The 18,022-nt window shown below is 65.2% G+C and carries 19 protein-coding genes and 1 tRNA gene; 15 read left to right on the plus strand and 5 right to left on the minus strand.

Translation table 11 applies throughout. The features are described from left to right. Window positions 1-44 precede the first annotated feature (44 nt). Window positions 45-188 (minus strand): ribbon-helix-helix domain-containing protein, encoded by a 144-nt coding sequence (locus N825_RS17555; protein ID WP_037454842.1) that lies wholly within the window; start codon window positions 186-188, stop codon window positions 45-47. A 346-nt stretch (window positions 189-534) separates the two neighbouring features. Between N825_RS17555 and N825_RS17560 the strand changes: the two genes are divergently transcribed. Further along, complete coding sequence (locus N825_RS17560; protein WP_037454613.1) at window positions 535-774, plus strand: antitoxin MazE family protein; 240 nt, start codon at window positions 535-537, stop codon at window positions 772-774. Further along, window positions 771-1,124 carry a type II toxin-antitoxin system PemK/MazF family toxin gene (locus N825_RS17565; protein WP_037454615.1) on the plus strand — a complete coding sequence of 118 codons (354 nt, stop codon included), beginning with the start codon at window positions 771-773 and terminating at the stop codon, window positions 1,122-1,124. The genes N825_RS17560 and N825_RS17565 overlap by 4 nt, the downstream gene beginning before the upstream one ends. Before the next feature lie 244 nt (window positions 1,125-1,368). On the opposite strand, the gene N825_RS17570 is transcribed toward N825_RS17565, so the two are convergent. Then, window positions 1,369-1,458: transfer RNA gene (locus tag N825_RS17570), tRNA-Ser, on the minus strand. An 820-nt stretch (window positions 1,459-2,278) separates the two neighbouring features. Here N825_RS17570 and nifA point away from each other — a divergent pair. From nifA to N825_RS17635, 13 genes are all read left to right on the plus strand, one after another. After that, window positions 2,279-4,192 carry a nif-specific transcriptional activator NifA gene (gene nifA, locus N825_RS17575; protein WP_037454618.1) on the plus strand — a complete coding sequence of 638 codons (1,914 nt, stop codon included), beginning with the start codon at window positions 2,279-2,281 and terminating at the stop codon, window positions 4,190-4,192. A gap of 479 nt (window positions 4,193-4,671) precedes the next feature. After that, window positions 4,672-6,408, plus strand: coding sequence for a catalase (locus tag N825_RS17580; protein ID WP_051512511.1), 1,737 nt, complete (start codon window positions 4,672-4,674; stop codon window positions 6,406-6,408). 342 nt (window positions 6,409-6,750) lie between these two features. After that, the gene (gene nifB / locus N825_RS17585) at window positions 6,751-8,295 is read left to right on the plus strand and encodes a nitrogenase cofactor biosynthesis protein NifB (RefSeq protein WP_037454621.1); all 1,545 of its coding nucleotides are present in this window, start codon (window positions 6,751-6,753) and stop codon (window positions 8,293-8,295) included. Window positions 8,296-8,427: 132 nt separating this feature from the next. Continuing rightward, the gene (locus N825_RS17590; RefSeq protein WP_037454623.1) at window positions 8,428-8,619 is read left to right on the plus strand and encodes a 4Fe-4S dicluster domain-containing protein; all 192 of its coding nucleotides are present in this window, start codon (window positions 8,428-8,430) and stop codon (window positions 8,617-8,619) included. A gap of 82 nt (window positions 8,620-8,701) precedes the next feature. After that, window positions 8,702-9,301, plus strand: a complete 600-nt coding sequence (locus N825_RS17595; protein ID WP_245613149.1) for a hypothetical protein — start codon at window positions 8,702-8,704, stop codon at window positions 9,299-9,301. Between the two features lie 2 nt (window positions 9,302-9,303). Next, window positions 9,304-10,074 carry a 4Fe4S-binding leucine-rich repeat protein gene (locus tag N825_RS17600; protein ID WP_037454625.1) on the plus strand — a complete coding sequence of 257 codons (771 nt, stop codon included), beginning with the start codon at window positions 9,304-9,306 and terminating at the stop codon, window positions 10,072-10,074. Between the two features lie 45 nt (window positions 10,075-10,119). After that, window positions 10,120-10,434 carry a nitrogen fixation protein NifZ gene (locus N825_RS17605; protein ID WP_037454627.1) on the plus strand — a complete coding sequence of 105 codons (315 nt, stop codon included), beginning with the start codon at window positions 10,120-10,122 and terminating at the stop codon, window positions 10,432-10,434. A gap of 62 nt (window positions 10,435-10,496) precedes the next feature. Then, window positions 10,497-10,880 (plus strand): nitrogen fixation protein NifZ, encoded by a 384-nt coding sequence (locus N825_RS17610; protein WP_084164827.1) that lies wholly within the window; start codon window positions 10,497-10,499, stop codon window positions 10,878-10,880. 38 nt (window positions 10,881-10,918) lie between these two features. Continuing rightward, window positions 10,919-12,088 (plus strand): cysteine desulfurase family protein, encoded by a 1,170-nt coding sequence (locus N825_RS17615; RefSeq protein WP_037454629.1) that lies wholly within the window; start codon window positions 10,919-10,921, stop codon window positions 12,086-12,088. 60 nt (window positions 12,089-12,148) lie between these two features. Then, window positions 12,149-12,355 (plus strand): putative nitrogen fixation protein NifT, encoded by a 207-nt coding sequence (nifT, locus tag N825_RS17620; protein WP_037454632.1) that lies wholly within the window; start codon window positions 12,149-12,151, stop codon window positions 12,353-12,355. Between the two features lie 3 nt (window positions 12,356-12,358). Then, entirely contained in the window at window positions 12,359-12,640 is a 282-nt protein-coding gene (locus N825_RS17625) for a hypothetical protein (RefSeq protein ID WP_037454635.1), read from the plus strand. Further along, window positions 12,637-13,863, plus strand: a complete 1,227-nt coding sequence (locus tag N825_RS17630) for a DegT/DnrJ/EryC1/StrS family aminotransferase (RefSeq protein ID WP_245613150.1) — start codon at window positions 12,637-12,639, stop codon at window positions 13,861-13,863. The genes N825_RS17625 and N825_RS17630 overlap by 4 nt, the downstream gene beginning before the upstream one ends. Before the next feature lie 28 nt (window positions 13,864-13,891). Then, a complete protein-coding gene (locus N825_RS17635; protein WP_037454638.1) occupies window positions 13,892-14,728 on the plus strand; it encodes an SIR2 family NAD-dependent protein deacylase in 837 nt (278 codons plus the stop codon). Here N825_RS17635 and N825_RS17640 read toward each other — a convergent pair. The 3 genes from N825_RS17640 to N825_RS17650 form a co-directional block, all read right to left on the minus strand. Further along, window positions 14,665-16,716, minus strand: a complete 2,052-nt coding sequence (locus N825_RS17640) for an ATP-binding protein (RefSeq protein WP_051512513.1) — start codon at window positions 16,714-16,716, stop codon at window positions 14,665-14,667. The two genes, N825_RS17635 and N825_RS17640, sit on opposite strands and share 64 nt — an antisense overlap. 79 nt (window positions 16,717-16,795) lie before the next feature. After that, window positions 16,796-17,557 (minus strand): class II glutamine amidotransferase, encoded by a 762-nt coding sequence (locus tag N825_RS17645; RefSeq protein ID WP_037454641.1) that lies wholly within the window; start codon window positions 17,555-17,557, stop codon window positions 16,796-16,798. Between the two features lie 42 nt (window positions 17,558-17,599). Next, a complete protein-coding gene (locus tag N825_RS17650; protein ID WP_037454643.1) occupies window positions 17,600-17,992 on the minus strand; it encodes an ArsC/Spx/MgsR family protein in 393 nt (130 codons plus the stop codon). Window positions 17,993-18,022: the final 30 nt, after the last annotated feature.

The raw sequence follows: 18,022 nt of genomic DNA on the forward strand, positions 1-18,022 counted from the left end.
CCGCCTCCTGGATATGGACGGCGGCGATTTTGGCTCGGGTCCTGTTACGCGCGCTCCTTATCGCGTCGGATCAGATCCTCGATATACTCGCTGACGTTCTTATAGGATCCGGTTTCGCCGACATTGGCGGCCACAAAATCGCTGAGCACACCACTGAGGTGGACGGTCATCGTCGTCGTGCGAGCCATGTCAATGTCCCTCACATGATCACTGTCTTCAATATAACCAGAATCGCACACTGCAAGGTATGGCGTCGATCATGGCTTGCCAGCACGGGAGATTGTGGAGTCCCCGGCTGAATGAACCGGTGTGCGCCACCGCAGCCGGTTCCCGCGCGCGCAAGTCGGAGAAGAGCGGTGCGTTGGCGCGGCGCTGGGCGATCCGGCGCTCACGGTGCGCTCGATCGGCGGATTTGCAGCCGTGAGAGAGGGCATCCTTTACACAGCCTCTCCGCGAGTTCGGGAGGGCTTTGAAGATTCTGGCAAAGCCCCCTTTGTGATAATAGGTCACATGTAACCAGATACGGAGGTTCGCATGGCTGGAGCGTCGGGAGCCAAGTCTTCGCGCATGCAGGTGCGCAGGCATCGTGAGAGGCTGCGCGAGCAAGTTCTGCGCCCGATCCAGATCTGGGTGCCGGACGTTCGGGCGTCATCATTCAACATGGAGGCGCACCGCCAGTCGCTCGCCGTCGCCGCGAGCGACCATAAGCGCGAGGATCAGGCGTTCATCGACACCGTGTCGGTCGTCGATTTGGGGGAATGCGGCGATGAATGAGGCGCGGCGAGATTTGGACGGTATCTGGCGGCAAGGACTATGCGGGCAAGCCGCGCCCTGTCGTCATCGTCCAGGATGATGGCTTCGACGCCACCGACTCCATCACCATCTGCGTCTTCACCACGGATGAGACCGACGCGCCTCTCTTCTGCCTGCCGGTTGAACCGAGCGAACGGAATGGCTTGCGCTCTCCGTGCCGACTGATGGTGGACAAGGTCACGACCGTCCCGAAATCCAAGGTTGGATCCAAAGTTGGGCGCCTGGATGACGAGGATTTGCTGAGGCTCAACCAAGCCGTCATCGTCTTTCTAGGGCTTGCGGTTTCGCTGCGAGCGGGCCGGAAGGAATGAAGGATGTGCGGGCGGATTCCGTCGTGATCGACCTCAGACCGGCCACGGACGCCGCCGCCTCGCTGTCTTTGCCTCCGACGACGCACCGTGGCGTGGACTCTGGCCGTTCTGGTTGCCTCGCGGGTGCGCGATGACCTATGGCATGTCCCGCAGGCTTTGAAGGATCATGGGATCGAAGGGCGACTTGATTTCAATCCTCGCTGCCGCCTCGGATGTGAACGGCGTTCGTGGCTTTGTTCTGAAGTGGCGGATGAGGTGGGATTCGAACCCACGGTGAGCTTGCACCCACGGCGGTTTTCAAGACCGCTGCCTTAAACCACTCGGCCACCCATCCAGCGTCGCGTCGGGGCCATTCACCCCGCGCAAGAGCGACGGCGGATACATGCCGCGCCATCACGCTCGGGTCAACAGCGAACACGTCGCGCCAGGGAAGATCCAGCGGCCCGATCGGCATCGCGGCTCGATATGATGATCCTCACCTCCGCTGACGAAAAAGGGCCCCGCTGCGATTGCCGCGCGGGGCCCAAGTCTAGGGAGGAAACGCAACCAATTGCGCTGGACACAGTTTTAGGTTGGATCATTTAAAAATTCGTTAACCATAACTCGCCGTTTGTCGATTTTTACCTGAGACGCCCAGTTAGAGAAGCCGCGTTCTCCGCCAACTCGCCACCTCCATCCGGATTCGACAACGCTCCCTTCGGCGGCGATGTCAGGTGCCTGATTATCCGCTATGCGAATCATCCTAGGCGGTCTCTATCGAAAGGCGTATATAGATCTTGCGGCAAAATCGCCCGATTGGCGGGGTTTAAGTTTGGGGGTCGGAAGATGGTGCTTGCGCGGCGCACGATAATTTTTGAAACTCGCTGTCACGGCAGAGACCCAAGCAAAGGGCGAGGGAGCGGCGAGGCTCCGTCAGACGCGAAGGCGATCACGGCCTTCGTCATGCCGCTCGGTGCATAGAGACACCGCTCCCGACAAAACCACCCGGCCAGCCCCGATCCTGCGGGTAACAAGGATCGCGAGGGACGGCACAAGGGTAGGGGAGCGGCGCTACGGGAAGGGTTGATGAGGTGAGATTGAGCTGACCCTGCCACCAACCCGTGGCGGGATAGTCCTATCTGTCCCTGATTGGCTTTGAGGAAGGGGTTCTGCACATGGCCGGAGCGACACGCCAGAATCAGTCGAGCGTTGAACTCTTCGCTATCTATGAAGTCAGCAAGATCCTGAGTTCCTCACTAGACCTTCAGCAGACGCTGCGCGAGGTCCTGAGGCTGCTGTCGTACCATCTGCAAATGCAGCGCGGGCGGATCTGCCTGCTGACCGACGACAGCACGCTGAAGCTGATCGCGGCGCTCGGCATGTCGCATGAGGAGATGGAGCGGGGCCAGTACCGCGCGGGAGAGGGCATCGTCGGGCGGATCGTCAAGACCGGCATGCCGGCCGTCGTGCCGAACCTCGCCGACGAACCGCTCTTCCTCAACCGCACCGGCGGGCGCCACGACATCGCCGAGGTGGTGATCAGCCTGGTCGGCGTGCCGATCAAGGCGGCCGGCGAGTGCATCGGCGTCATGACCATCGACCGCATCAGCGACGATGGCTACACCGGCAACTTCGACAGCGACGTCCGTCTGCTGACCATGGTCGCCAACCTGATCGGTCAGACCGTGCGCCTGCACCGCACCGTCGCCGAGGAACGGCGCTTCATGATGCGGGAGAAGTTCCGCCTGCAGAAGGAAGTCTCCAAGGTCGACTATCAGGTCGACAACGTGGTGTGCAGCAGCAAGCGCATGCAGGAGGTGCTGGCCCAGGTCCACCGCGTCGCGCCGTTCCGCTCCACCGTGCTGATCCGCGGCGAGAGCGGAACCGGCAAGGAGCTGATCGCGCGCGCCATCCACATGCTCAGTTCACGGAAGGAACAACCGTTCATCCGCATCAACTGCGCCGCCTTGCCGGAAAGCTTGCTGGAGTCGGAGTTGTTCGGCCACGAGCGCGGCGCCTTCACCGGCGCCAACCGCGATCACAAGGGCCGGTTCGAGCTGGCGACCGGCGGCACCCTGTTCCTGGACGAGATCGGCGACATTTCCCCATCGTTCCAGGCCAAGCTGCTGCGGGTCCTGCAGGAGCAGGAGTTCGAGCGGGTTGGCGGCACCAAGACGATCAAGACGGATGTCAGGATCATCACGGCCACCAACGTCAACCTGGAGGAGGCGGTGGCACAGGGCAAGTTCCGCGCCGACTTGTATTACCGCATCAACGTGGTGACCATCTTCCTGCCGCCGCTTCGCGAGCGCAGCGACGACATCCCGCTGCTGGCCAGTCACTTCGTGCAGAAGTTCAATCGCGACAACGGACTGAACGTGGCGCTCCACGACGACGCCCTGGACATCCTCAAGAAGTGTCCGTGGCCCGGCAATGTCCGCGAGCTGGAAAACTGCATCGAGCGGGCGGCGACGCTGTGTCGGGATGGGGTGATCTGGGACCTGGATCTCTCCTGCCAGATGAACCTCTGTTACTCCTCCACCCTGTGGCACCACCGGACGATCACGCCGACGGCGGGGGCGGCGGTCCCGTCCTACGCCACGCCGCCCAACGGCGGCGCGATGCCGCCCATGGCCCAGGCGGCGCCCGCCCGTTCCAGTTGTAATACCGTCGGGGTTCCAGGCTGCTCGGCGGCCAACGGCGGGTCCTGCGCCGCCGCTCCGGCCACCATGCTGCCCAGCGCCATCCCCCAAGGCGCCCTCCCACCGATGGCCCAGCCCGGCCGCCTGCCGCCTCCCATGCCGCCCCACTCGCCGCAGTCCCCGTCGATGGGCAATCCTTCCGCCCAGACGGACGCGTTCATCTCGGCCGACGCGCTGAACGAGGCGGCTGTTGGCGAATTGCTGGGAATGCGGATTGGCAACGGGGGTCCGGACGAGCCTGAATTCACCACGCCGCGCGACCGCCTCCTTTGGGCGATGGAGCGGACCGGCTGGGTCCAGGCCAAAGCCGGACGGTTGCTGGGGCTGACGACGAGGCAGGTCAGCTACGCCCTTCGCAAGTACAACATCGAAATAAAACGATTCTAAGAAAACCGACCTTGGCGTGTACCCCCTCGCTGGTTATATAGTTAATGCGGTCGGCCCACCGCCTCCGGGCGAGGGGCCGCCGCGAGAACCAATCAGCTTGGGGAAACACCATGACTGAGAAGCAAAAGGGGCTGACAACCCCGCGGGGGCACCCGGCGACGGGTAGGAACGTTCCGCGAAACGTCGGGGAGAAGGGGACGGCGACCCAGGAAAATCGCCAATCCGCGAGGCACAATCTCATCGGCCAGGCCAGCGACGGCATCTGAAATCCGCGTCCAGACAATGGCGTCTGGCGCTGCGGCTGTTTCGACCGCTGTCCGCGCCGGGATTCGCCAATACAGCTTCACGCGTTCAGGCGAACGTTTGGACCAAACTTGGCCGGCGATAATCAGTCGGCCGATGCTCGCCTGATGGTGCCCGGGCTTAGAGGATCATCCTCGCCACCACCCGAGGTGCCGCCATGAAAAGGGAGAGAGCTTATGGACAACAACTCCAATCGGCCTGGAACGGGCGGTAACGGACCTTCGGGAACCTCCGACAAGACCCTGACCAATCGGCAGGGGCATCCGATCACCAACAACCAGTCCCAGCGCACCGTCGGCAGCCGCGGCCCGGCGACGCTGGAGAACTACCAATTTCTCGAGAAGATCACCCATTTCGACCGCGAGCGGATCCCCGAGCGCGTCGTGCATGCCCGTGGCTTCGTCTGCTATGGCGATCTCGAGGTGACGGGTAAGATCGGTGACGAGCCCGCCTCCAAGTACACCCGGGCCAAGCTGTTCCAGGAGGCCGGCAAGAAGACGCCGCTCGCGGTCCGTTTCTCCACCGTGATCGGGGGGCGCGACAGTTCGGAGACCGCCCGCGATCCCCGCGGTTTCGCCGTCAAGTTCTACACCGAGGACGGCAATTGGGACTTGGTCGGCAATAACCTGCCGGTTTTCTTCATCCGGGACGCCATCAAGTTCCCGGACGTCATCCACTCCTTGAAGCCGGACCCGGTGACCTTCCGCCAGGAGCCGAACCGGATCTTCGACTTCATGAGCCAGACGCCGGAATCAATGAACATGCTGACGCATCTGTTCAGCCCGCGCGGCATTCCGGCGAACTACCGGCATATGGAAGGGTTTGGCGTCAACACCTACAAGATGGTCAACCAGCAGGGTGACACCGTCCTGGTCAAGTACCATTTCCACCCGCAACTGGGCGTCGCCAGCCTGACGGCGGACGAGGCGGCCAAGGTCCAGGGGCAGGAATTGGGATCCGCCACGATGGACCTGTTCCAGGCGATCGAGCGGGGCGACTATCCGAAGTGGGACATGTTCGTCCAGATCATGGAGGATCACGAGCATCCCGAGTTGGATTGGGACCCGCTGGACGACACCAAGGTCTGGCCCGAGAAGGACTTCCCGCTGCGTCACGTCGGCACCATGACGCTGAACCGCAACGTCGAAGACTTCTTCAATGAGAATGAGCAGATCGCCATGGGCACCGGCGTGCTGGTGGACGGGCTCGACTTCTCCGACGACAAGATGCTGGTCGGCCGCACCTTCTCCTATTCCGACACCCAACGGTATCGGGTGGGCACGAACTACCTGCAACTGCCGGTGAATCAGCCGAAGAACGCCCGGGTGGCGACCAACCTTTCCGGTGGTCAGATGTCGTTCCATCGCGATCTGGCGCCGGGGCAGAACCCCCACATCAACTTCGAGCCGTCCATCCATGATGGGCTGCGCGAGTCGGATCGGGATCAGTCGAGCAACCCTCCGGAAATCCAAGGCCGGCTGACGCGCAGTGTGATCGAGCGGCGCAACGACTATGTCCAGCCGCGGGCGCGTTACAGCACCATCCAGGAATGGGAACGCGACGACCTGGTCCTGAACATGGGCACCCTGCTGGGCCAGTGCGAGCGGGACGTCCAGGAACGGATGATCTGGCACTTCCTGCTGGTCCATGACGACTACGGCAAGCGCGTCGGCGAGATCCTTGGAATCACCGCCGACGATGTCCGCAACCTCCAGCCGCTGCCGAAGCAGGTGCTGACGGAGGAGGACAAGCGCCGGCTCCAGAACCTCGGCGCCAATGGCGACAAGATCGATCCGAGCGTCTGGGGCCAGTGGACCAGTTCCGTCAAGGACGACCGGGCGAAGGCCGAGGATGTCCTGAGCGGCATGAAGGGCGCCCAGGCGGCCATGCGGCACGATCAAGCCGCCGAGTAAATCCGGCGGATCCAGGTTACGGGGATCCTGGTTACTGGGGTCCTGGTTGTGGGGGAGGGGCGGCGATCACATCGCCGCCCCTTTCACGTTTTCGGGGCTCGTGGGTCCGACGCGCACGCTTACTCCGTCGAAAAACCCTCCCCAATCCGTGTCGGTTATCCGACAGGATCCCGACAGACATCACGCTCCCCGTTGCCAACATGACATCGGAAAATTGTCCGGTGCTCCTTAACTGATTGAAACTGAAACGGATTTCGGTTTCAAGGAAACTGGCCCCATTCTTGCTGTCCTCCTTCCGCAGAGCCTCCGGGACGTCTTTGGCTGTACGGGAAGGATTGGACCATGAATGTAATCTCGCTGGACAGTATCTTCGCCTTAGGGGAAATGAAGTCCCAGCCAGCGCCTGAAGCATCGGGCTGCACGACATCCAGTTGCGGTTCGTCCGATGGCCCGTCGGACATGGCTCCGGAAGTGTGGGAAAAGGTCAAGAACCATCCCTGCTACAGCGAGGAGGCGCACCATTACTATGCGCGCATGCATGTGGCGGTGGCTCCGGCTTGCAACATCCAATGCAATTACTGTAACCGCAAATATGACTGCGCCAACGAGAGCCGTCCGGGCGTCGTCAGCGAGAAGCTGACCGCCGATCAGGCGGTCCGCAAGGTCCTGGCGGTCGCCGCCGAGATTCCGCAGCTGTCCGTCGTCGGCATCGCCGGTCCGGGCGACAGCTTGGCCGCCGGCGCCAAGAACACCCTGAACACATTCGACCAGCTTTCCCAACTGGCGCCAGACATCAAGCTGTGCCTGTCGACCAACGGTCTGGCGCTGCCCGACTATGTGCATCGCCTGAAGGCGACCAACATCGACCACGTCACGATCACCATCAACATGGTCGATCCCGAGGTGGGCCAGCACATCTATCCGTGGATCTTCCACAACCACAAGCGCTACACCGGGATCGAGGCGTCGCGCATCCTGCACGAACGCCAGATGCTGGGCCTGGAGATGCTCCAGGAGGCCGGCATCCTGGCCAAGATCAACTCGGTCATGATTCCCGGGATCAACGACGAGCACCTGATCGACGTCAACCGCGAGGTCAAGAAGCGCGGCGCGTTCCTGCACAACATCATGCCGCTGATCTCCGACGCAGCGCACGGCACCCATTTCGGTCTGACCGGCCAGCGCGGCCCGACCGCGCAGGAGCTGAAGGCGCTTCAGGACAAGTGCGAAGGCGACATGAAGCTGATGCGGCATTGCCGCCAGTGCCGCGCCGACGCGGTCGGCCTGCTGGGCGAGGACCGCGGCAGCGAGTTCACCGCCGAGAAGGTCATGCTGATGGATGTCGACCTGGACGGGGCCGGCTTCGAGAAGCGCGAGACCTACCGCGAGCATGTCGAGTCGGAGCGCGCGACCCGTCACGCCTCCAAGGCGGCGGCCATCGCCGAGGTCGCCCACATCGCCGGCGAGAAGCCGATCCTGGTCGCCGTCGCGACCAAGGGCGGCGAGCGGATCAACGAGCATTTCGGCCACGCCAAGGAATTCCAGATCTACGAAGTGACCGCCAAGGGCGCCAAGTTCGTCGGTCACCGCCGCGTCGACCTGTATTGCGAAGGCGGTTCGGGTGACGAGGACGGGCTCGAAACCATCATCAACGCGATCAACGACTGCGTCGCGGTGTTCGTCGCCAAGATCGGCGGCTGCCCGAGCAAGTCGCTGGAAGCGGCCGGCATCGAGCCGGTCGACAGCTATGCCTTCGAGTACATCGAGGAATCGGCCCTGGCCTATTACGCGTCCTACACGGAGCGGCTGGGCAGTGGGGCGATCCACGAGAAGATCGGCGCCGACGCGTCCATCCGGCAAGGCGCCTACACCGCCCGTCGCGCCTGACCGCGCCACCACGCCCGGACCGCGATCGGGTGCGCTGATTGACCACCTTGGCGGCAACGCCACGGCGGTTGAAAACCAAGTGACAAATTTCATAGTTCCGGCGGCGAGGCCGGATTCAATAGGAGAAGAGAAGTGGCCTACAAAATCAAAGCCAGCGATTGCACCGTCTGCGGCGCCTGCGAGGCCGAATGCCCGAACGAGGCGATCAGCTTCAAGAAGGGCACCTATGTGATCGACGCCGCCAAGTGCACCGAGTGCCAGGGCAAGTTCGACGCCCCGCAGTGCGCGGCGGTTTGCCCGGCCGACTGCTGCGTTCCCGCCTGACGCACCGGATCGGTGACGGGGGAGCGCCCAGGCAATCCCATCACCGATCCCCTCTTGGCCCCGCGTTGACGGGAGTGTTCGTGTGTCACCGTCCGACACGTCACCCTTGGACCCGATGACCCTCGACCGGACGAACTCCGGTCGATCGGAGACCCACGGCCACGATCCGGGCGACATCGAAGACGACGCGTGGCTGTCGCGTCGCTACTACGGCGGTGATCTTCCCGCCGAGGCCGAGCGGGAACTTCATCTGGCGGGCCGTCACTACTGCGACGACGCCACCGCCGAAGCCCATCTTGCGCGAGCCGCCCAGATCGCCCCTGGGCACCGAGCGGTCGATCTCGGCCACTACAAATACTTCCTCTACAAGGCCCGCCTGACCGAGGCCCTGGCCTACGCCCATCGGATGCTCGAACACGCCAGCGCCGGACTTGGTCTCAACCACTGCGACTGGCGACAGGTCACCCGGCGGCACGCGGACTTCGACTCGCTGGAACCGGGGCCGCGCGTCTACCTCTTCACGGTCAAGGCGTTGGGCTACCTGCATGTCCGGGTCGGACGTCAGGCGGAAGGCCGCGTCATCCTGGAGAAGGTGGCCGAACTGGATCCGGCCGATCGGGTCGGCACCCGTCCCCTGCTGGCCGTCCTCGACCGGCGGGAACACGACCGGGAGGATGACTGATCATGACGTTTCATGACATCGACGAGTCGCTGGACTGGCTGGGACGGCCGATCGACTGCGCCTCCTGCCGCTTCGCCGACCGGTTGGCCACGCAGCGGTGCCAGCCCCTCAAGGCCTGCGTCCACGACCGCTACGCCAAGCGCATCCAGCGCTTCTTCCAATGGAACGAGGATCTGGCGGCCGAGCATCTGGACCACCCGTATTTCGAGGTCCGCGCCATAGCGGTGCGCCACGCGCCGCTGTTCCACGTGCCGCGCCTGATGGACGACCTTGACGAGACGGTGCGCAGCAGCGTCGCCCGCCGTCTGCCGCGCCGCTTGCTCCTCAAGATGCGGGGAGACCCCGACCGGGAGGTGCGAATCTCCGTCGCCAGCCGGCTCGAGGATGGCGATCTCGCCCCGATGATGCGCGATCCCGATTATTCCGTGCGCCTGCGGGTCGCGCGCCGGGTGCCGGAAGGCATGCTGCCGGCGATGATGCGGGACGAGGACGCCGAGGTCCGGCTGGAGGTCGCCCGCAGGATCGGCCTGGAATGGCTCGCCAGCATGGCCTGGGACGAGAACCAGCGGGTGCGCCTGCATGTCGCGCAACGCCTGTGCCCGGACAAGCTGGCCGCCATGATCAACGACGCCGACTGGTGCGTCCGCTACGTCGTCGCCAGCCGCATCGCCGATGAATACCTGGATCCCCTGATCGACGATCCCGTCGAGGAGGTGCGGGAGATCGCCCGCGGCCGCCGCGCCGGGCTGGTGCTCCAGGATGACCTGCCATGACCAGCGCCAAGCCGCCCGATTCATTCCCAAGAGGAGCCGACCGCCATGGCCAACCGTAATCCCCGCGACGCCAACGAACTGGAAGGCCCGCCCGTGTTCGAGGTCGGGCAGAAGGTCCGCAGCATCCGCGACGTCCGCAACGATGGGACATATCCGGGAGCGCCGGTCGGTGATGTCCTGATCCCCGCCGGTTCGGTCGGCTACATGATCAGCGTCGGCTCGTACCTTCAGATGTATCACATCTACAGCGTCGATTTTTACGAGCAGCGCCGGGTGATCGGCATGCGCGCGAAGGAACTGGAGATGGTCGACGCCCACGCCAACGCTCCCCAGAACTTCGTTCGCCCCGACACGCCCTAGGCACCGGCTGACAGCCGCCGTTCGCGAACACCCATCCCCATACCCATCCTCGGAGCGCAGCCATGACCGATCGGAAGACCACTATCGAAACCGGCCCGGACGACATCTCCGAAATCGAGGTCATCGACGTCTCCGTCGAGGAGGAGGAGGCGGTCAACCTCGCCGGCTTCGCGCCGCCGCGCGAGCCGAAATACGAGTGGGGTATCGCCGTCAAGGCACTGGTCGATCTGCTGAACGACGGCAGCCATCCCGACACTCCGGTCGGCGGCCTGCTGGTGGTCAAGGACACGGTCGGCGAGATCGTCCGGGTCGGCTACGCGCCGGAAGCCAACAACCTGCCGGTCTATCTGGTCGAGTTTCCCGGCGGCAAGCTGATCGGCTGCCTGGAGGAGGAGATCATCCCCGTACTCGGCGTCCGCTCCGCCGCTCCCGGACGGATGGGCTGATCGGCGATCCACCGCAAGCCGCCCGAACCCAGGCCACCATGACCGACCCCGCGAGGCCCGCCGTGATCTACCTGGACAACAACGCGACCACCCAGCCGGCTTCCGAGGTCGTGGACGCCATGCTGCCCTATTTGACCGACCTATACGCCAACCCGTCCAGCGCCCATGGCCCGGCCATGGCGGTCAAGCGGGCGGTGGGTGCCGCACGGGGCGCCGTCGCCAGCCTGATCGGCGCGAAGACGGCCGAGATCGTGTTCACCGCCAGCGCCACCGAGGCCAACCATCTGGCCATCCTGGGCACGCTGCGCGCCCGGCCGGAGCGGCGGCACGTGGTGACCACGGCGGTCGAGCATCCATCCAACCTGATGCTGTTCAAGCACCTCCAGGAACTGGGCTACCACGTCACCATCCTGCCGGTGGATGACGCCGGCAGGATCCGGCGTCACGAACTGGCGGCGGTGGTGTCCAGCGACACGGCACTGGTCTCGGTCATGTGGGCCAACAACGAGACCGGCGTGCTGATGCCGGTGATGGAGGCGGCCGATGTCGCGCGTTCGCGCGGCGCCGCCTTCCACACCGACGCGGTCCAGGCGGTCGGCCGGCTGGAGGTCGATCTCCGCGAATTGAGGATCGACCTGCTGACCTTCTCCGGCCACAAGCTGCACGGCCCCAAGGGCGTCGGCGTGCTGTTCGTCCGCAAGGGCTTCGACTTGGCGCCCATGATCATGGGCCATCAGGAGCGCCACCTGCGCGGCGGCACCGAGAACGTTCCCGCGATCGTCGGTATGGGCGTCGCCGCCCGGCTGGCGGCGGACGGGCTCGCGTCGGGCGCCGGTGCCGGCATCGCGGCGTTGCGCGACCGGCTGGAAGTGGGGGTGTTGGCGCGGATGCCGGGCGCCCGGATCAACGGCGCCGGCGCCGCCCGGCTTCCCAACACCTCCAACATCAGCTTCACCGACAGCGGCGGCCGTCCCCTGGAGGGGGAGGCGCTGCTGCTGCGGCTCGATCAGGCGGGCATCCAGGTCAGCATGGGGGCCGCTTGCGCCGCCGGCGGCATGGATCCCAGCCACGTCCTGCTGGCGCTCGGCCTGGGGCCGGCGCTGGCGGCGTCAAGCCTGCGCTTCTCGCTCAGCCACCACACCACGGCGTCTGATATCGACGCCGTCCTGGAAGCCCTGCCGCCAATCGCCGCGCGTCTCGCCGCCTGATGGCGCGGCGGCGGAGCGGCGGTGACATTAACGACCTTGGATGACCCCTGGAGAGTTGCGATGAAAGTGATGCTGCGCAAGGCCAACGGCCAATACACCATCTACGTGGCCAAGAAGGACCTGGAGACCCCCGTCGTCTCTTCGGAGAAGCCGGCGATGTGGGGCGGCAAGATCACCCTGGAGAACGGTTGGGTTCTCGAAATGCCCGACCTGCCGGAAGACACCCGCCTGCCGCTGACCGTGGAAGCCCGCAAGGTCGAGGGCTGATACATGGCCCTCTCACCCTCCGGCATCGACAGCATAGCCGCACAGGCGTCCCAACTCTACGCGGCGGGGACCCGGCGGGACGCCATCGTCAAGGCGTTGAAGCAGAGGTTCCAGGGACTGACCATCACCGGCTGCCTGGAGAGCGACCTGTCCGACGAGCCGTACCGGGAAGAACCCTCGTACCTGCTCTATCTGGTGGATAGCCACGACCACTGCTGGAAGGTGACCCGGGAGCCGGCGCGGGCCACCGGCATCGTGATCGCCGAACGCGAGGATGAGGCATGACCGATGCTCCCGCCGACGATCTGGCAGATGACGCGCAGGCTGATGCGGAGGATGGCGCCGAGGATGGCGGCGGGGACCTGATGGAGGACATCGCCTTCACCCAACCGGATATTGGCGACGCCGAGGTCCGCGTGATGGAGCGCATCCTCAAGACCGCCAGCTTGAACGACGGCCGTCTGACGGAGGCTTTCGAGGAGGCCTTCGCCGCCTATGTCGGCCGGCGGCACGCCATCGCGGTGACCAGCGGCACCGTCGCCATGATCCTGGCGCTCAAGGCCAGCGGCTTCGGTCCCGGCGACGACATCGTGTGCTCGCCCTATGGCTGGCATCAGGTGGTCCACGCCATCGCGCTGGTCGGCGCCAATCCGGTGTTCTCCGACATCGACTATTGGTCGCATACGCTGAACCCGATCAAGGCGGCGGAGCGGATCACGCCGGCGACCAAGGCGATCATCGTCGGCAACACCAACGGCCACCCGGCACCTTGGGACGAGTTCCGGGCGCTGGCCGACGCGCGCGGTCTGGCGCTGATCGAGGATTCCAGCGAGGCGGTCGGCTCGACCTATCATGGCCGGATCGTCGGAAGCTTCGGCGACTGCGCCGTGTTCGACTTCTCGGAACCCGGCCCGTTGCTGTGCGGCGAAGGCGGCATGATCGTGACCGACGACGACGAGTTGGCCTCGCGCCTGCGCTACCTGAGAAAGCGCGAGCCGGAGCATCTGAAGTCGGTCGTCATCAGCCACAACGTTCCCTGGCAGGTCAAGCTCAGCAACCTCAACGCGGCGCTGGGCCTCGTGCAACTGAAGCGGATCGACGAGATCCTGGAGCGGCGCCGGACCGTCGTTGGGTTCTACGAGGACGCGATGCAGAGCTTCGAGGGTATCAAGCCGCCCTATCACGCGCCCGGCGTCACCGTCGTCCACAGCCACGCCTACGCCGTCCATCTCGGCACCCGCTTCTCGGTCAGCCTGCGGAATGCCGTGATCGAGGACATGCTGACCCAGGGCATCGACACGGCGTCCTTCGGCGTGCCGCTGCACCTGCAGCAATTCCACGCCGAGCGGGGAGGGCGGCGTGGCGATTGCCCGATCGCGGAGAAGACCGCCGACCGCGTCATCGCGGTGCCGTTCCACGGCGCGCTCGACCAGGATCAGGTCGGGTTCATCGTGCAACGGCTCAAGGACGCGACCATCAACTCCGGCGCTGGTGCCGCCATCTACTGAACCGCCATTTATTGAAGGAATTCGGACCATGACGACAGCCCACACACTGCTGGCGGAAATCGCCGGCGGACTGAAGGCCCGGCAGGTGATCCCGTTTCTCGGAGCCGGCGTGTTCGACCTGGTCGAGGGTGCGAGCTCGATCCCCCGCTCGCCCGAGGAATTGGTCGCGGCCCTGACCGCCAAGGCGGCGGTGCCCGGCCGCATCCGGCGCCAGCTGACGGCGGCGGCGCAGTACATCGAGAGCCACAAGCACCGCAGAACGCTGGAGACCATCCTGACCAGCCTGTTCAAGGATGGCGTGGAGCCGACCGCGCTCCACCGGTATCTGGCAGGCATCCCCGAACTGCCGCTGATCGTCGACACTTGGTACGACGACACCATGGCGCGTGCCCTAGCCGGCGGCACCGCGTCCTGGGGCCAGATCCAGGGCATGAGCCATCCGCAATCGCTGGGTGAGTGGGTCCGCTATTTCGACGCTGAGAACCAGCCGACCACCGGCGACGCCGCCGCCGGCTGGAGCAAGGTGCTGTACAAGCCGATGGGCGCCGTCACCCCGGCCGGCAACTATCTCGTTTCGGACAGCGACTATGTCGAGGTCCTGACCGAGATCGACATCCAGTCGCCAATCCCGGCGGTGGTCCAGAACCTGCGGGTCGGGCGCAACTTCCTGTTCCTGGGATGCCGGTTCGACGGCGAGATCGGCCGCACCTTCGCGCGCCAGATCATCAAGCGGTCGTCCACCAAGCATTGGGCGATCCTGCCCGGCGAGCTGAGCAAGAACGAGGCGAAGTTCGTGGAAACCTACGACATCACCCCGGTCGATATCTCCCTCGCCGAAGCGGTCGAGGTCTTGTCGGCCTCCTGAAAAGCCGGCGGTGGAAACGCTCGGGTCCGGCGCGACAGCGCCCGGACGGTGCGATCCACCGCCACCGCCAGATCGTCGATCAAGCCTAAGTCCACCTTGACCAGGGTCGAGGTGGTGGCGCTGGCGGCTTCCTTGGCCGCGATCTCCAGCGACTTCGCCAATCCGGCGATCCGCGCGGCGCCCAAGTTGCTGGCGACGCCCTTCAGCGTATGGGCGGAAGCCGCCAGCGCTGCCCAATCCCCGGCGGCGGTGGCGTCCCGCACCCGGTCGAACTCCATGCCCACATCATCGCAGAACGCGGTCAGCAACTCGGCCAGCATCTCGTCACCGACACCGGCGCGGATCTCCTCGACCTGCGCCTCGTCGATCAGGTCGCCGTCGAACGGCTCGACCTGGTTCGTCAGCGGTGCCGTCGGGGCGGGGAGACCGGGCGAGGGCGTCGGGGCGCTGGCCGTCCGCGCCCGGCCGACGATGGCCCGGAGCTTCCCGTGGTCGATCGGCTTGGTCAGGTACCCGTCCAAGCCGGCGGCCATGTGCCGGTCCATCTGTTCGGACATGGCGTCGGCGCTGAGGCCGATGATCGGGATCGCCGACACGGGGCCGCGCAGGTCCCTAATGGCCCGCGTCGCGGTTGGACCATCCATCTCGGGCATGTGCATGTCCATCAGGACGAGGTCGTAGCCATCGGGGCGTTCGGCCGAGCGGACGCCGCACTCGGACAGCTCGAACACGGCCTTGCGCCCATCCGGGACCGAGATGATCTCGTGCCCGTCCTGCTCCAGGATGCGCTCGACCAGCATGCGGTTGATCGCGTTGTCCTCCGCCAGCAGCACGCGGCGGAAATCGGCCATCGCCATCTCCTCCATCAGGCTGTCGTCGGCGTGGGCCGGTGCCGCGCAGAGGGGCGCCGGGATGCGGACCAGGAAGGCGGAGCCTTCACCCGGCATGCTGTTCACCCGCAGCGAGCCGCCCATCGCCTCGACCAGCCGCTTGCTGATCGCCAGCCCCAGGCCGGTGCCGCCGAACCGGCGCGTCGTGGTCTCGTCGGCTTGCACGAAGGGCTGGAAGAGCTGCCGGACCTGCTCTGGCGTCATGCCGATGCCGGTGTCGATCACGGCGAATTCGACCATGCCGGCTGGTCCTACCGACACCCGGACATCGATCCGGCCGTCCTCGGTGAACTTGCAGGCGTTGCCGATCAGGTTCGACAGAACCTGACGCAGACGGGTGACGTCGCCCTCGATCCATTCCGGCACGTCGGCGTCCGTCGTGACGAACAGCGAGGTCTCCTTGTCGCGGGCGCTGGTGGCGAACAGCATGACGATATCACGGGCGATCGACGCCGGGCTCAGGGGTGTCCTCTCCAGGGTCAGGAAGCCCGCCTCGATCTTGCTGAAATCCAGGATGTCGTTGAGGACGCGCAGCAGATCCTGGCCTGAGCGCCGGATGATCTCGATATAGGAGAGCTGCCGCTGGTCGATCGTGAAGGCTTTCAGCAGGTCCGCGAAGCCCAGGATCGCGTTCATCGGGGTGCGCAGCTCATGGCTCATGGTCGCCAGGAACCGGGTCTTCGCGTCTCCGGCCGCGTGGGCCGCCTCCCGCTGCCGCGCCGCCTCCCGCTTGATCTCATCCATTTCCGCGCCGAGATCGGCCAGTCGCCGCCGGGACTGGTGGAGCGGGGTGATGTCGGTGGCGGTGCCGACGACGACCGCGCCATCGGGAACGGCGGTCAGCCGCAACCAGCGCTCGGCGCCATCCTCGATGACCGAGAGTTCGGCCACGGACGGCCGTCCATCGGCGGACGCTTCGCCGCACCGCTCGATCAAGGCCGCCATCGCCGTCGTCGGAAGGGACTTGGCGGCTGGGTTCAGCCTGAGCGGACGGGGAGATATGTCGCCGGAGCGCCGCTCCACGACCATGATGGCGTCGGAGGAGGCGCGCAGAAGGGCGTCCAGTAGGGATTCCGGACCGGTTCCAAGATCGGTCATGTGGTGGTTCCGGCTCCCAAATACCCAGTCTCGACGCGAGTATACTTAATTTAATACAATTTGGCCGGGATATCCATCGTCAAAGACGGCGACCATCCCGAAACACGGCCAAGGCGCCCCGATCCATGATCGTCCAGTTCTCGTCGCGGGTCAGTGGGCGGGTCGCGACCATGGTGACGACATCGCTGGCCGTGGTTTCCTGGGCGAAGTCGACGCTCAGATCCTCGTCGATCAAGGTCGCGTTGCCGAACGGATGCCGCCTCGTCAACCAGGCGAGGTTGGTACCGCAAAAGCAGAACAAGGCCCTGCCGTCGGTCAGCAGGAGGTTGAAGACGCCCATCGCGTGCAGTTCACCGCACAGCGCCTCGATCTCGCGGCACAGCGCCTTGAAGGCGGGCGGCCTGTCCCAGCGTTCCCGCAGCCGGTCGAGCATCCAGCAGAAGGCATGCTCGCTGTCGGTGGTGCCGACCGGCAGATAGCTGGACAGGGGCAGCGACTTGACGCCCTTCAACTGGCCGTTATGGGCGAAGGTCCAGTACCGTCCCCACAGCTCGCGGATGAAGGGGTGCGTGTTCTCCAGCGCCACCCGGCCGCGGTTGGCGCGCCGGATATGGCAGATGACGTTGGTGCTCTTGATCGAGTAGCCGCGGACGAACCGGGCGATCTCCGATTCGGCGCTTGGGCTTGGATCATGGAAGCTCCTGCACCCCTTGCCGTCATAGAAGGTGATGCCCCAGCCGTCGGAATGGGGACCGGTCTCGCCCCCGCGGCGCATCAGGCCGGCGAAGCTGAAGCAGATGTCGGTCGGAACGTTGGCGTTCATGCCCAGAAGCTCGCACATGACGATGGCCTTACGAGAATCCGGGACGTCTGTCGAGGGGCTTCACCGACGCGGGCAACCCTCGATCGAACCGTCGACGGGGGTCGCGAGCCCGATCCACGCGTCGACCAGGGCCGGTTCGAACCCAACCTCGCGCCGTTCGCCCACCCGCATCAGCGGCCGGCGGATCAGCAGGGGATTGGCGACCAGGACCGCGAGCGCCGCCTCCTCGCCGAAAGCCTCCGGAATGACCTCCCCGGATTTCACGGCGGGCGCCGAACGGTTGAACCAGTCGGCGACGGGACGGTCGCCGAAGTAGGGGCGGAGGGAACTGGCGGTCCAGGGTTCCGCCAGCAGGTTCCGCGATTCGACGACATGGCCGGCCTCGGCCAGCAGGCGTTTTTGCTTGGCGTTTCCCACGCAGCCAGGCTTTTCGAAGAAGATGACGGTCGCCAACGCTGGTGTATCCTCGGAATGGGGGTGGGG

Source organism: Skermanella stibiiresistens SB22 (assembly GCF_000576635.1).
Classification (GTDB): domain Bacteria; phylum Pseudomonadota; class Alphaproteobacteria; order Azospirillales; family Azospirillaceae; genus Skermanella; species Skermanella stibiiresistens.

Bases quoted from the DNA above. Each gene is read 5' to 3' on its own strand.
- N825_RS17555 (WP_037454842.1), bottom strand. From the start codon at position 188: ATGGCTCGCACGACGACGATGACCGTCCACCTCAGTGGTGTGCTCAGC.
- N825_RS17560 (WP_037454613.1), top strand. From the start codon at position 535: ATGGCTGGAGCGTCGGGAGCCAAGTCTTCGCGCATGCAGGTGCGCAGG.
- N825_RS17565 (WP_037454615.1), top strand. From the start codon at position 771: ATGAGGCGCGGCGAGATTTGGACGGTATCTGGCGGCAAGGACTATGCG.
- nifA (WP_037454618.1), top strand. From the start codon at position 2,279: ATGGCCGGAGCGACACGCCAGAATCAGTCGAGCGTTGAACTCTTCGCT.
- N825_RS17580 (WP_051512511.1), top strand. From the start codon at position 4,672: ATGGACAACAACTCCAATCGGCCTGGAACGGGCGGTAACGGACCTTCG.
- nifB (WP_037454621.1), top strand. From the start codon at position 6,751: ATGAATGTAATCTCGCTGGACAGTATCTTCGCCTTAGGGGAAATGAAG.
- N825_RS17600 (WP_037454625.1), top strand. From the start codon at position 9,304: ATGACGTTTCATGACATCGACGAGTCGCTGGACTGGCTGGGACGGCCG.
- N825_RS17605 (WP_037454627.1), top strand. From the start codon at position 10,120: ATGGCCAACCGTAATCCCCGCGACGCCAACGAACTGGAAGGCCCGCCC.
- N825_RS17610 (WP_084164827.1), top strand. From the start codon at position 10,497: ATGACCGATCGGAAGACCACTATCGAAACCGGCCCGGACGACATCTCC.
- N825_RS17615 (WP_037454629.1), top strand. From the start codon at position 10,919: ATGACCGACCCCGCGAGGCCCGCCGTGATCTACCTGGACAACAACGCG.
- nifT (WP_037454632.1), top strand. From the start codon at position 12,149: ATGAAAGTGATGCTGCGCAAGGCCAACGGCCAATACACCATCTACGTG.
- N825_RS17625 (WP_037454635.1), top strand. From the start codon at position 12,359: ATGGCCCTCTCACCCTCCGGCATCGACAGCATAGCCGCACAGGCGTCC.
- N825_RS17630 (WP_245613150.1), top strand. From the start codon at position 12,637: ATGACCGATGCTCCCGCCGACGATCTGGCAGATGACGCGCAGGCTGAT.
- N825_RS17635 (WP_037454638.1), top strand. From the start codon at position 13,892: ATGACGACAGCCCACACACTGCTGGCGGAAATCGCCGGCGGACTGAAG.
- N825_RS17640 (WP_051512513.1), bottom strand. From the start codon at position 16,716: ATGACCGATCTTGGAACCGGTCCGGAATCCCTACTGGACGCCCTTCTG.
- N825_RS17645 (WP_037454641.1), bottom strand. From the start codon at position 17,557: ATGTGCGAGCTTCTGGGCATGAACGCCAACGTTCCGACCGACATCTGC.